We start from the raw sequence: 14,919 nt of genomic DNA on the forward strand, positions 1-14,919 counted from the left end.
CGGGAACGATGCAGAAGCCTTGCTACGTCAGAAAGTTCAAAAAAAGTTCAAAAATTGGGGTGCTTTGATTCAAGCAGATCGGGTAAAGGAAAAAGGGCAACCGGGAAAGCAAAACCATACCTTCGACGGGACGCAGCCGAACCAGATGGCTGTAGCAGTTCTACATCATCTGTACTGCGTGTTGGCTTGGCTGCTTTTGGGTAAGATTTTTCCAATCACTTTTCTTTCACTATTCTCAATTTTCTCGATTCAAAGTTAACTTGCATTAGGGGCAGCCCGGACAGAACCGGAGTTAGGTGACATGGGCCAACAAAAAGAGCCATCTGCTTATGAGAGACAACTTGTCGCCTTGGGACGAGCGCTGCAAGTCTTGCGTGAGGAGGAAGATGCAGACGTTCTGATTGAAACGACTCTGACTTATCTCCAGGCTGAATTTGATTATGCGCTGATTTGGATCGGGCTATACGATCGCCTGGATCATCGTCTGCTGGGCAAAGGAGGCAAGACTCCCCTGGGCGATGTCGCTCTACTCAAACAGCGACTTGCCCTACAGCCCGGTGACTTGCTGGAGCAGGTTGTGATTCAGCAGCGGCTTCTGGGTGTGCCTGATTTAAGAGAAGAAGCACGGGCCGGAGAATGGCGCAAGGCAGCTCAAAAATTTAACATTCAAGGCACGATTATTTTTCCGATTCGCTACAAGGACCGATGCTTTGGGGTAGCGCTGTTAGGGTCACACCTGTGGGGCGTTTCTCCCCACTCTGAGGAAAAGGCAAGACTGTCGATGATGCTGGGCGGGCTGGGCGCAGCACTTTACCAAATTGATGCAGACTGGCAGCGACAACAGACGAAGCGGCCAGGGACTCCTCTCCTCACCCTGCTGTCACGGATGCGATCGCTCCCTGCCCTCGATCAGCGGCTAGAGGCAATCGTCACCGAGACGCATCAGTTTATTGGCTGCGATCGCACTAACATTTACTGGTTTGAGCCCAACCAGCGCTTCTTTTGGCGCAGAATGGGCAGACAAAAAAGCACCCTGGGTACGCCAGACGTAAACCCGCCTGCTGCTGAGATTACGGTGCAGGAAGCACCCAACTTTTACCAGGCACTTGCTGCCGACCAGATTGTTTCCATTGGCGAAGCTCACAGTTCCCTCAAAGCGGACACAACCGGGCGACTGATGCAGCAAATTCGGGCGCGATCGCTCCTGGCTGCACCGATTTTATTTCAAGACGAACTGCTTGGTTTCCTGGCATTAGAGGGCAACGACGCTCGAATTTGGCTAGAGGAAGAAAAAAACTACGTGCGCGGAGCCGCCCAACTGGTTGCCCTGACCTCGCCGCTGGAAAATATGGAAGACACCATCCAGCAGGTCAAAACAGACCAAACCCTGACTGCTGAAGTTGCCTATGCCATCTACAGCGATGAAGACTGGGTTTCGACCCTGAGAAAGTGCGCTAATCGCCTTTGTGAGCGGCTTCAGGCAGAACGATTCATCGTCCTGCTTTACGACGCAGACCAGGAAATTTTTGAAATTTGTTTTCAAAGTCAGCCCCAAAATCGCCGTCCTTTCTCTGCCCCTCTGGAAGCCCTGAATGAAGTAGACTGGCAGATGCTCCAGCGCAGCACCGAAGCCGTCGGGGTAGAAAATCTTGATGATGACCTGAAGCTGATGGCGTGGCGGGAGGTCTTGCTTGAACAGGGGGTACAGTCCCTTCTGGTATGCAGTACGGCGATCGGTCGGCCGCTAGAAGGACTGTTGGTAATCGGCCATGAGTCAGCCCGCACCTGGAATCGAGCAGAACGAGAAATCATTCGAGTGGTGAGCCAGCAGATTGGCTTGATCCTGCGGCAGTGGCAGCTTCAGCGCCAGATCGAGCAACAGCAGAAAGTTCACCAGACGATCCAGTGGGGCTTGACCACGATGCAGCAAACCCAGCAGCTAGAGCAGCTGGAGCGATCGGCTGTACAGCATATTTCTCAGGTCTTACAGGTACCATTGGTAACGCTGGTGACGTGGTCGCCAGGGCGAAAGTCTGCCAAAGTTGCAGCCATGTTTTCAAACAGTCAGCCGTTTTCGGTAGCAACCGGCATGGAGATTCCGGTTTACACCGATACGTTGATCCAGTGGGCGCTGCAAACGGATGGGCTATTGCCACTGAGCATCAATGATATCGCCCCAGAAACTCGACAGTGGCTAAACGGGGAAGGCATTGGACAAATCTTGGTAATCGCCATGCGGACTGCTCCAGAGCATGAGCCTGCCGGAATTGTACTAGTTGCCGATCGCCTGGAACGCTACTGGCCCGAGCGACAGCTTAATGCACTGGGAACGTTGGTCAGTCAACTAGCATGGTCACGCCGTTACCTGATTTTGACCGATACCTTAACCGCCCAGCGCCAGGACTTGGAGCGATTGAACTGGTATAAGCATCGGCGGCTTGAAGAAGTGTCTCGATCACTCAGCGTTGGGCTGAGACGGCTAAACGAACTGAGCCACCAAAAAGATGCGCTTGCCAGTATGCGCTATCACCAAATTTTGCGGCAGTTGAGCAACACGCTCTCAACCATGTCCCCACTGCTGAAGAACGAGCAGTGGCAGTTGCATAGTGAGCAGGAGACGATTCCTTTAGCCAGTCTGCTGAAGCGATCGCTAGAGCGGGTCGAGACTTTGATGAAGCAACGCCAAATTTGGTCTCAGGTGCACAACGAGGGAACCGTCACTATCGGCGGTGATATCTGCAAAATTGAGTTTGTGCTGTGTGAGTTGCTTACTGTTGCCTGTCGGCGATCGCCCATCAGTGGTCGAATTGACATCTGGTGCCGCACCCTTGACCCACACTGGCTAGAGCTATCCATCACCGACAATGGCGTGATTGAGCCGCGTTTGTTAGAGGAACTGCACACAGGGCGATCGCAAGACCTACTAGCCCCCTCCACCCTCGACCAACCCCCCGGCTTGCACCTATTCATCTGCCAATCCCTCATGCAGCAAATTGGCGGCGAATTTAACCTCTACAAGCTGGAGGACAGCCGCATCCTCAGCCGTCTAATCATTCCAATTTCCGCCGACAGCAGCAGTGCCAACACGGTCATCGTCCCAAAGACTAGCATCCAGGATGAGTGGTGAAGAGAGGGGTTGGGGTTGGGGGGCTAGGGACGAGCAGAGCGCTGAGAGAGTAAGGAATCATGGAACTGGCAGCAGTCCCTCATCCTTCGTCCTTTTTCCCTACGTCTCCGCTCTAATCTTCACTGCTTCTAAGACAGTCCCTACCTCCGCTTCATCAAGAATTCACTCTGCTGAGGCATTATTGTGATTATGCTGAGATCACGCAGCGAAAGCGGCTAAATTCTACGTGGTTTCCTTGAAACCGGTATAGATTCTTGTATTTCTACTGAACCAAGCAACAAAAGCGACTGCCAGCATGATTAGCCCCTTTGATGAGTTGAACCCCTTGCGCCGCGAGACTTTCAAGTCATCAAGCTAATCGCACAGCGATGGCATCAGCTGATCCAGGTTGTCAGACAGACTTAGACGGAATCCTTCCGACTTACAGGCTCTCCTGGAAGTCTTCGCTTGGAAAAAACTTAAGCAAATTTAGGTTTTCTCAATAGTCTGACTAAGTTTTGCCTGGCAAGCTGCAACTTTCCTTGGTTTAAGTTGTCAAATTCCACATAAAGCAATCGTCAACTCAGGGTGCACAGTTGGAATGCCATTTGAATAAGGTTGAGGTCTTTTGGTTGACAACAGCCATTCTTTTTCTCTAGAGCAACTTCATCACGAAGCAAGAGGTTTGAAGTGTAAAGACTCCGGTTAGCAGTCTTCCGCTTCATCATTCCTTAAAACTTCTTGAGCTAGATGTTGTCATAGATCTGCTGTTGATTTTTGTGAAGGCTTACAGCACAGCCATGCCTTAAATCACAGCAGGCTTAGAAAGAGAGCCCTTAACCTGGTGGCAGACGATCACTTCCACAACGATTTGAATCAACCGGGGAGACGGTTAAACGATGGGAACGGGAAGCGACCTGGGGCACGATTTGGTTAAAAAGGCTTGGGAATTGCTCGAAGACTCGATTATCTATTATGGCGATCGCCCAGTTGGTACGGTGGCTGCACGCGATCGCGAAGTCGAAGCCTTAAACTACGACCAATGTTTTGTGCGAGATTTTGTCTCGTCCGCTCTCCTCTTTTTGATCAGCGGCAGAGCAGAAATTGTGCGTAACTTTCTGATTGAAACTCTGGCCTTGCAAAGTCATGACAAGCAGATGGACTGCTTTAATGCAGGACAAGGACTCATGCCTGCCAGCTTTAAAGTCGAATCTTGGAACGGGCATCAGCACATTGCCGCTGACTTTGGCGAACATGCGATCGGCAGAGTCACTCCCGTTGATTCTTGTTTGTGGTGGATGATTTTGCTTAGAGCATACGTCAAAGCCACTGGGGACATTGACCTGGCCCACCAGCCCGAATTTCAGCGCGGCATCGTACTCATTCTCAAACTTTGCCTTGCCGATCGCTTTGATATGTATCCCACGCTTCTGGTTGCAGATGGGGCGTTTATGATCGATCGCCGCATGGGAGTCTACGGCCATCCGCTGGAAATTCAAGCGCTCTTCTACGCTGCCCTGCGTGCTGCACGAGAACTGCTACTTCCGGGTCGGCGCGGCGACATTTACATTCAGGTGATTAACCAGCGCCTCAGCGTTCTCAACTACCACATTCGTGAGTATTACTGGCTTGACCTGAAGCGGCTCAACAATATCTATCGCTACAAAGGCGAAGAATTCGGCATCGCCGCTGTCAACAAATTCAACATTTACCCCGACTCCATTCCCTACTGGCTCACCGAATGGATGCCTGAGCGAGGCGGCTATTTGGCAGGCAACCTTGGCCCTGCCCAAATGGATTTCCGCTTTTTCTCCCTGGGCAACCTGATGGCGATCATCTGCTCTCTCGCCAGCGTCGAAGAATGCCAATCTATCATTGATTTGATCGAGCAGCGCTGGCACGACTTGATTGGCTACATGCCCATGAAAATCTGCTTTCCTGCTGTCGAAGGCTTGGAATGGAAAATTCTTACGGGCTGCGATCCCAAGAACGTACCCTGGTCATATCACAACGGCGGCAACTGGCCCGTACTACTTTGGACGCTGGTAGCCGCTGCCCAAAAAACTGGACGGACAGAACTTGGCTGGAAGGCGATCGAGATTGCCGAAAGACGACTAGCCGAAGACGAATGGCCAGAATACTATGACGGTCGCAATGGTCGCTTAGTCGGAAAGGCTTCTCGAAAGTATCAAACCTGGACAGTTGCCGGATACCTTTTAGCCAAAGAGCTAATGGCAAACCCTGATCACATGAAGCTGATCAGTTTCGATGAAGATCCTGAAATGCAAGAGCTACTTGGCATTCTTTCAGAATATCGGTGTGGATAGGGACCTGGGTGACTGACAATCTCCTGATGTAGTAGCGCGGCAAGCCTAAAGGGTTGGGTTCCGCTCTGCTCCACCCAACTTACGGTTCTACTGCTTGTAGTTAGGTAGGTTGGGTGAAGCGCAGCGGAACCCAACGTTCTAAGCTTGACGCACTACTACGACATACCCATAGTTCTGGGAGTTCGTCAGTCACCAGGGATAGCGAAAACTCCTGTTAAGGGCGTAGCGGGGCAAGGACTCTGGGACTACTCCAGGGCTATCTGCCGAATGCTACGCCTCTCACAGATTTTGCTCGCTACCAAATTCATTACAAAACTCGTTCCCAGGGTTTACCTTGGGAACAAGTTTTGTCGCCCCGCAAACGCTAAATGATTACAATACAAAGCAAACCTACGGTGCAGGTGTTGCGATGACTTCTGCTTTCACAGATCCTGTCAAATTTGAGCCGCTGCCCGACCACACCCAGCTTCCAGAGTCGGACGGTACGTTTGTGAAAAACTTTCAGGAGCATCCCCAGAGCATTTTGCTGACGGAATCGATTTGGTCCACTCTGGAACGCCTGCACCCTGATGCCCAATTCTGCATTGGTCAAGACTCTGGCATTTACTGGCGGATCACTGAGCCACCCGAACGCGGTGCAGAAGCACCCGACTGGTTCTATGTACCCAACGCGCCACCAACCCTAAATGGAGAAGTTCGTCGCTCCTACGTGCTGTGGCAAGAACACATTGCCCCTCTAATCGTGCTGGAATTTGTCTCGGGTAACGGCTCTGAAGAGCGAGACAAAACGCCCTGGAAGGGCAAATTTTGGATTTATGAACAAGTTATTCGCCCAGCATTTTACGGCATTTACGAAGTGAAGCGAGCCAGCGTTGAGGTGTATCACTTCATTGAAGATCACTATGAGCTATTGCCTGCAAATGAGCGAGGACACTATGCCTTGCCGCAAATGGGTGTAGAACTGGGCATTTGGCAAGGGCAATACAGAAATCTAGATCTACCCTGGTTGCGCTGGTGGGATGACCAAGGAAACCTGCTGTTGACTGGGGAAGAACGGGCTGAACAAGAGCATTTACGAGCTGAACAAGAAAGCCAACGGGCTGAGCGTTTGGCGGCTCAGTTAAGAGCTTTGGGTATAGAGCCAGAAGTTTGAATCAAAAGGGGAACTGGGCGGCAATACCCCTCTAAGCAGGCGTGAACACCGATCCTAGCGATCGCCCCTTACTTCCTACAATTAATTCATACGCTAGTGAGAATGATCTGGAGTTTTGAATTTTGAGTTATGAATTTTGAATTGCTTCTAAAACTCAAAACTCACTACTCAATTCCGCTCTTATAGTTCCTGACTCCCGAACGCCTATGCAACCTACTAACCCCAATCAGTTTACAGAAAAAGCATGGGAGGCGATCGCCCGCACTCCTGACTTAGTTAAGCAGGCGCAGCAGCAGCAGATTGAGACGGAGCATCTGATGCGATCGCTGCTCGAAAAAGAAGGACTCGCTACCAGCATCTTCAACAAAGCTGGGGTGAACGTTGAGCGGCTGCGTGACTATACTGAAGAATTCGTTAACAGCAAGCCCAAAGTGTCGGGGAGCGGCACCTCAGTGTATTTGGGGCGATCACTTGATACTCTGCTCGATCGGGCTGACGAAATCCGCAAAAACTTTGGCGACGAATACATTTCCATTGAGCATCTCTTGCTAGCCTATGCCAGAGACGACCGCTTCGGAAAGGCTCTGTTCCAAGAGTTTAAGCTAGACGAAGCGAAACTAAAGACCATCATCCAGCAGATCCGGGGGAACCAGAAAGTGACCGACCAAAATCCAGAAGGCAAATACGACGCGCTGGAGAAATATGGGCGGGATCTCACCGAATATGCCCGTCAAGGTAAACTCGACCCCGTGATTGGTCGAGACGATGAAATTCGCCGCACCATTCAAATTCTCTCTCGCCGCACCAAAAATAACCCAGTGCTGATCGGTGAACCCGGTGTGGGTAAAACTGCCATTGCTGAAGGCCTGGCTCAGCGGATTGTCAAAGGCGATGTGCCGGAATCCTTGCGCGATCGCAAGCTGATCGCTCTTGACATGGGAGCGCTGATTGCCGGAGCCAAATACCGAGGTGAATTTGAAGAGCGTCTCAAAGCCGTTCTCAAAGAAGTCACCGACTCTCGCGGTCAGATCATCATGTTTATTGATGAAATTCACACCGTCGTCGGCGCAGGTGCAACTCAGGGCGCAATGGATGCCGGAAACCTGCTCAAGCCAATGTTGGCACGGGGCGAACTGCGCTGTATCGGTGCAACCACCCTGGATGAGTACCGCAAGTATATTGAAAAGGATGCTGCCTTGGAGCGTCGTTTCCAGCAGGTTTACATTGACCAGCCGACGATTGAAGATACTGTCTCAATCTTGCGCGGACTGAAAGACCGCTACGAAACGCACCACAACGTCAAGATCTCTGACAGTGCGCTGATTGCGGCGGCGACGCTTTCCACCCGGTATATTAGCGATCGCTTCCTACCTGACAAAGCGATTGACCTGGTGGACGAAGCCGCCGCCAAGCTAAAAATGGAAAGCACCTCCAAGCCTGATGAACTGGACGAGGTCGATCGCAAGATTTTGCAGCTCGAAATGGAAAAGCTATCGCTGCGAAAAGAAGTTGACCCCGCCTCCAGAGAACGGGTAGATCGGCTCGATCGCGAACTGGCTGACCTGAAAGAAGAGCAAAGCGCCCTTAATGCCCAGTGGCAGGCAGAAAAAGAAGTCCTGGAACAGCGCAAATCCTTAAAAGAGGAAATCGACCACATTGTTAACGTCGAAATTCCCCAAGCAGAGCGCGACTATGACCTGAACCGAGCCGCAGAACTGCGCTACGGCAAACTCACCGACCTCCAGCGCAAGCTCGAGGAAACGGAAGAAAAACTGGAGTTGACCCAAAAGACCGGGCGATCGCTGCTCCGTGAAGAAGTCACCGAAGCCGACATTGCCGAAATCATTTCCAAGTGGACAGGCATTCCTGTTAGCAAGCTGGTCGAATCCGAGATGCAAAAACTTCTGCAACTGGAAGACGAACTGCACCGTCGGGTAATTGGTCAGGAAGAAGCCGTCACTGCTGTAGCTGACTCAATCCAGCGTTCTCGTGCAGGACTGGCTGACCCCAACCGCCCCACTGCTAGCTTCATCTTCCTCGGCCCCACCGGAGTCGGCAAGACAGAATTGGCTAAAGCCCTTGCTGCCTATCTGTTTGACACCGAAGAGGCAATGGTGCGAATCGACATGTCCGAGTACATGGAGAAACACGCCGTCTCTCGCCTAATCGGTGCGCCTCCTGGATACGTGGGCTACGAAGAAGGCGGACAGTTGACCGAAGCAATTCGTCGTCGCCCCTACGCCGTGATTTTGTTTGACGAAATTGAGAAGGCACACCCCGACGTGTTTAACGTCATGCTGCAAATTCTTGATGACGGCCGCGTCACTGACTCACAGGGCCGCACAGTGGACTTCAAAAACACCGTGATCATCATGACTAGCAATATTGGCTCTCAATACATTCTTGATGTGGCAGCCGATGATGCCCGTTATGAAGAGATGCGATCGCGCGTCATGGAAGCGATGCGAACCAGCTTCCGTCCCGAATTCCTCAACCGGATTGATGAAATCATCATCTTCCACAGCTTGAAGAAGTCGGAACTGCGCGAAATCGTCAAGCTCCAGGTACAGCGGTTGGCGAAACGGTTGAGCGATCGTAAAATGTCCCTGCGTCTCTCCGAATCTGCCCTCGACTTCCTCGCCGAAGTTGGCTACGACCCCGTATTTGGTGCCCGTCCGCTGAAGCGAGCCATCCAACGCGAACTCGAAACCCAGATCGCTAAACACATCCTGCGCGGCGAATTTATTGACAACGACACCATCTTCGTAGATGTCGAAAATGAGCGGCTGGCCTTCAAACGCCTGCCTGCTGAACTGGTGACGATGTAATTATCTACGCCAAAATTTTCAACAGTGTTAGAGGGTGGTTAATGACCACCCTTTTTTAGTCCCCAAAAACTGAACTGGAGTACCTTAAAATCTGTGCATTCTTTTGCACAAATGGCTCAAAGCGTTTGCCTCTCTCATAGGATTAAAGACATGAGGGAAGCAAACTTTAACGCCATTTTTGAAGAGCTAACGCCTCGACAGCGCAAAGTCCTGCAAGGTTTTCTGGCAGGAGAGACGGACGAGGCGATCGCCACCACACTCTGTGTAGAACCTTCAACCGTTCGCCGTCATCTTGCCAATATCCATAAGGAATTTGGCTTGAGCAACCTGGAAGGAGAACACTATTCTCGTCGGGACGAACTAATCGAACTGTTTACGCGCTATAAGCCAGAAGTGGTCAATCCTGGGTTGGTGAGTGGGAAAGGAGGGCGATCGCCCGATCTCGACTTTCCCGGTAGTTCTCTGTCCTCAGAATCGCCGCTCTATATTGAGCGCCCTCCCATTGAAGCACGCTGTGCAAAAGAAATCCTCAAACCAGGTGCATTAATCCGCGTCCGTGCTCCAAAACAGATGGGCAAAACCTCACTCCTTAATCGCATCATCGCCAATGCTGAAGCTGTGGGATATCAGGTAATTCGCTTAAACCTAAGGCAGGCAGAAGAACAGTTTCTTACCAGCCTGGATACTTTCTTGCAGTGGTTTTGCATTACCGTCAACCACAAATTAAATCTTCCAGTTCAGCTTGATGAGTATTGGGACGATCGCTTTGGCAGTATGGTGAGTTGCACAACCTACTTTCAGGCACATATCCTGGGACAGCTTGACCGCTGCCTGCTACTGGGTTTGGACGAGGTAGATTGGCTATTTGAAGCACCTAAAATTGCCCAAGGTTTTTTTGCTCTGCTGCGAAGTTGGCACGAAGAAGCCAACAATCTAGACATTTGGCAACGGCTTCGACTGGTGGTTGCTCACTCCACCGAAGTTTATATCCCACTGAATATTCATCAATCTCCCTTCAATGTAGGCTTACCCATTCGCCTGACAGAACTTACTGTTGCTCAAGTCCAAACATTAGCGGGACAGTACGGACTGTATCGGCTGTCATCCGCAGAAATAGAACAACTCACAGCTCTGGTTGGAGGGCATCCTTACCTGATCCAGTTGGCACTGTATCACTTACAAAAGGGAGAAACCTCCCTGAATCATTTACTCCAAACTGCGGCAACTCAATCTGGAATCTACAGTAGTGATCTGCGTCGTCAGTGGCAAACACTACGCTCCCACCCAGAACTCATGCAGTCCTTTAAAGCTGTGATTGAAACTAAGGAAGCTAGTAAACCACTAGATCCAATCTTGGCTTACCGATTAGAAAGTATGGGATTAGTTAGGCTGCAAGGCAATCAGATCAGTATCAGCTGTGAACTGTATCAACAGTTTTTTGAGGAACAGCTTTAACTCCTCTCCACTTAAGTTTTATGAGATGAAATATGAGTTTTTCTACCAGCACTGGCTATGAATATCAGGTCGGGGGAAGTCTTAGAATTAACGCACCTAGTTATGTAGCACGTCAGGCAGACCAAGACTTATACCAAGCACTAAAGGCAGGACACTTTTGCTATGTCTTTAACTGTCGGCAAATGGGCAAATCTAGCTTGCGAGTCCGGACAATGCAGCGGCTTAAAGCAGAAGGCTTTATCTGCATCGCGGTTGACATGACCCGGATCGGCAGTGAACACTTAACTCCTCGCCAATGGTATGAACAGGTGATTTCCGAACTATGGAGAGGGGCTAATTTGCCTGGAAAAGTAAGCCTAAAAAACTGGTTACAAGAACATCAGGATCTGGCGCTGGTGCATCTGCTTAATCGTTTTATTGAAGAAGTTTTATTAGTAGAAGTTGCAGCTCAAAATATTGTTATTTTCATTGATGAAATTGACAGTATTCTTAGCCTCAATTTCTCAATCAATGACTTTTTTGCGTTGATTCGAGCTTGCTATAACCAACGAGTTGATAACCCAGAGTATAACCGTATCACTTTTTGCCTGTTAGGAGTCACAACTCCTTCAGATCTAATCAAAGACAAGACTCGTACCCCGTTTAATATTGGACGGGCGATCGCCCTCCACGGATTCCAGCTTGAACAAGCACAAGTACTTACCGGAGGCTTAGGAAGTATTGCCAACCCTCAAGACACTCTGCGCGAAATATTACACTGGACAGGCGGACAACCCCTACTCACTCAAAAAGTTTGTCAACTGGTTGTACAGGAGGTAGAGAAGATAAACAAAACAGTGAGTTTTGGGTCAAATCCAAAAAAACAAAATCTAGAATCTAAAATTCAAAATTCTTCCGCACCTTTGCCTTCTACTTTGGTTCAGCATCTTGTCCAAACTCAGATCATTCAAAACTGGGAATCCCAGGATGAGCCGGAACATCTGCGAACCATTCGCGATCGCCTCCTCCGCAACGAGAAAGTTGCTAGCCGTTTATTAGGACTCTATCAACAGATTTTGCAGCAAGGAGAAATGCCTGCTGATGATAGTGAAGGACAAATCGAGCTGCGGCTTTCAGGGCTGGTAGTCAAGCAGGGAAACGTGCTGCAAGTTTATAACCCTATTTATGCAGCCGTTTTTGATCAGACTTGGGTAGAGCGATCGCTCAACAATCTGCGTCCCTATGTGGAATCCTTCAATGCATGGGTGATGTCTGGCAAACAAGACCACTCACGACTACTACGTGGGCAGGCGCTAGAAGAAGCCCTGAAATGGTCAATGAGCAAAAGCTTGAGTGCCCAAGATGCAGAGTTTCTCCGAGCCAGCCAACAGTTTGAAAATCGAGAAGCTAAACAGTCCAACGAGATCTTAACCAAAGCCAACCGTACAGTTAAACAGCGTCTTCGCATCGGCACAGTTTTTCTCACAACAGCCTTGGTCGCAGCAGGACTCATTGGACTGTGGGCAAGACAATTAGTCGATCGCACTAGAACCATCACCGAAATTGAAAGAGACAGCAATAGTGCTTTAGAACAATTTGAATTTCTGCCGACTGATGCTCTGTTGACTGCCATGCGATCTACACACAAACTAAAACAGATCGCAGAAGGAAAAGTAGAATGGTTTAACTTTCGCTTAGGAATTTTAACTTTTCAGTTTTCAACATATTTCAATATTAGGCAAACAAGCTCAAATTACCCCACTAGTAGTCCAATTCTGGCGCTACAAACTATTCTTGATGACATTCAAGTACAGCAGGTGACGGGCCCATGGGCTAGTCAAACTTGGGTACAGTTTAGTCCACGGGGCGATCGCGTTGCCTTTCTTGACAGCGGAATCGCACCTGACGTAGCAATCATTACAGCTTTAGGTTTGCAGGGCAACCAGTTTTCAAGGATAAAACTACAAGGGTTGTCATACGACAGCTTCATCAGCGGCATTAGAATCAGTCCAGACGCAAAATACATCGCTGTCTACTCAAACTGTCAATCATCTCTATTGGATCTTCAGGGGGATCAGAAATTTGTCCTTCAAACAGAAGGGCGAATCTCTAATGTTCTATTCAGTCCAAATCATAAATACCTTCTCACACTCGAAGCTAGTGTTTCATGTGATAATCCTGACCAAAGTTGGAGTGAGCAAACTGCTCGTCTATGGGATTTACAGGGCAATCAGTTAGCGGTATACGAAGGACTATCATTGTCACAAAATGCCGTATCTTTTAGTCCGCATGGGCAACATATTGCAATGGTTGGAAGAGACAGTATCTCAATTCAAGATTTCCAAGGTAACCAGCTAGCAGCTTTAACAAAGCAAAGTGACGGTAGAAGTTTGGTGCAATTTAGTCCACAGGGCGATCGCATTCTCACAACGGATGAAAATATTGCCTACCTCTGGGATTTGCAGGGCAATAAAGTTGCTACTTTCAGTGGACATCAACACTTCATTGAAGCTGTGCAATTTAGGACTGATGGTCAACGCATTGTTATTGGAGATCGGGAGGGTAACATCCATTTGTGGAATCTTCAGGGAGAACAAATAACAGCGTTTAAGGCACATGCAGGAGGAATCGCAGCAGTACAATTTAGCCCTGATGGACGACAGATCGCCAGCTTTGGAGAAACGGAAGCTAACATTGCAGGAAGCAGTAGTGACCTACGGCTGTGGGATCTCCAAGGCAACTTATTGATAGATTTGAAAAGCCGCGATTTAAGCCTTGAATCGGTTATTCAATTTAGTCCTGATGGCAAACGTATTACCGTAAACGACGATAGTGTAGGCTTCGCCCAAGTGTGGAACCTACAGGGCAATCAGCTAGCTACTTTTGCAGGACAACAAGAGCCAGTTACAGCCTTAAAAGTTAGCCCTGATGGTGAGCATGTTGCTGCAATCCTGGAAAATGGCATAGTTCGAGTTTGGGATATTCGAGGTAATTTACTGTCTGAGTTTAAAGGACATCAGGGTGAACTTAAGAGGATAGAATTTAGTCCAACTGGCGATCGCATTCTTACTCATGGATATTCTTCATTAGGTGAAGGTACAGTAGAAGTTTGGGATTTTGAAGGAAATCAGTCAACAGTTCTATCGGGAAATTGGGGAACGAATTGGCAACGTCCAATTAGCTCAGATGGAAGGTATGTCGCCACCTTTAGGCAGGGCAACACAATTCAAATTTGGGATATGGAGGGAAATCAAATAGCAACCTCACCACCTATCTCTGAAGAACTTGAGTCCTTACAGTTCAACCCCCAAAGCGATCGAATCGTCACAGCAAGCGGCAACGGTATGGTACGCCTGTGGAATCTTCAGGCACAGGAGATAGACTCATTTCAAGCTCATTCTGAGTACGTAAACAGCGCTTATTTTAGCCACGATGGTAAACAAATTATCACCGTTACACCGCCTGATATTTCAAGATCGCTAGACACGGCAGTCAAACTGTGGGACTTGCAGGGCAATCTGATTGGAACGATCCAGGATAGTAATTTTTCCACAGCCACTCAATCGATTTATACCAATGACCTCTCTGATACAATCTTCATTCCAGAAAGCGGAAGGTTTGTTAAACCTTTTGAACAAGTTGCCTTCACCTGGAACATGGAGGGAAATTTGCAGGCGATCAAAGGGCGAACAGGTTGGCTTAAAGAGCCAGTAGAGTCTTATCCAGGGACTTTGCAGGTTAGTTTGAGTGGCGATCGCATTGCCGCGTTAGGTGAAGACAACAGAATTAGAGTTTGGGACAACAACGGCAACCAAATTGCTGAGTATGAAGGATACGCGATGGCACTCAGCCCAGATGGAAAAAGCATTATAGTTGTTTCCCAAGCAGACAACACACCGCGCTTGTGGCGACTGGATGACCTCGATGGGTTGCTGCAACGAGGGTGCAATTGGTTGCAACCCTATTTTGCTCACGGTGACAGTTTTGGTGCTAACAGTGAGCAAGACCGCCAGATGTGTGACTTCAATGATCTAAATGGATGATTTTGAGTGATTGTAAAACGTCCCCACA

At 49.2% G+C, this 14,919-nt stretch carries 6 protein-coding genes; all 6 read left to right on the forward strand.

The window, feature by feature from the left end:
• The first annotated feature begins 301 nt into the window (after window positions 1-301).
• The 6 genes from H6F93_RS08280 to H6F93_RS08305 all read left to right on the forward strand — a co-directional run bounded on the left by H6F93_RS08280 (window position 302) and on the right by H6F93_RS08305 (window position 14,891).
• Complete coding sequence (locus H6F93_RS08280; protein ID WP_190680045.1) at window positions 302-3,127, forward strand: sensor histidine kinase; 2,826 nt, start codon at window positions 302-304, stop codon at window positions 3,125-3,127.
• A gap of 878 nt (window positions 3,128-4,005) precedes the next feature.
• A complete protein-coding gene (locus H6F93_RS08285) occupies window positions 4,006-5,433 on the forward strand; it encodes a glycoside hydrolase 100 family protein (RefSeq protein ID WP_190680046.1) in 1,428 nt (475 codons plus the stop codon).
• Between the two features lie 334 nt (window positions 5,434-5,767).
• Entirely contained in the window at window positions 5,768-6,586 is an 819-nt protein-coding gene (locus H6F93_RS08290; RefSeq protein WP_242042203.1) for a Uma2 family endonuclease, read from the forward strand.
• A 206-nt stretch (window positions 6,587-6,792) separates the two neighbouring features.
• Window positions 6,793-9,414: an ATP-dependent chaperone ClpB gene (clpB, locus tag H6F93_RS08295; RefSeq protein WP_190641658.1), complete on the forward strand. Its 2,622-nt coding sequence runs from the start codon at window positions 6,793-6,795 to the stop codon at window positions 9,412-9,414.
• A 150-nt stretch (window positions 9,415-9,564) separates the two neighbouring features.
• On the forward strand, window positions 9,565-10,869 hold the full coding sequence (locus H6F93_RS08300; protein WP_190680048.1) for an AAA-like domain-containing protein: 1,305 nt from the start codon (window positions 9,565-9,567) through the stop codon (window positions 10,867-10,869).
• A gap of 32 nt (window positions 10,870-10,901) precedes the next feature.
• Window positions 10,902-14,891, forward strand: a complete 3,990-nt coding sequence (locus tag H6F93_RS08305; RefSeq protein ID WP_190680049.1) for an AAA-like domain-containing protein — start codon at window positions 10,902-10,904, stop codon at window positions 14,889-14,891.
• Window positions 14,892-14,919: the final 28 nt, after the last annotated feature.

The sequence above is a fragment of the Leptolyngbya sp. FACHB-671 genome (assembly GCF_014695745.1).
Taxonomy (GTDB): domain Bacteria; phylum Cyanobacteriota; class Cyanobacteriia; order Elainellales; family Elainellaceae; genus JAAUTN01.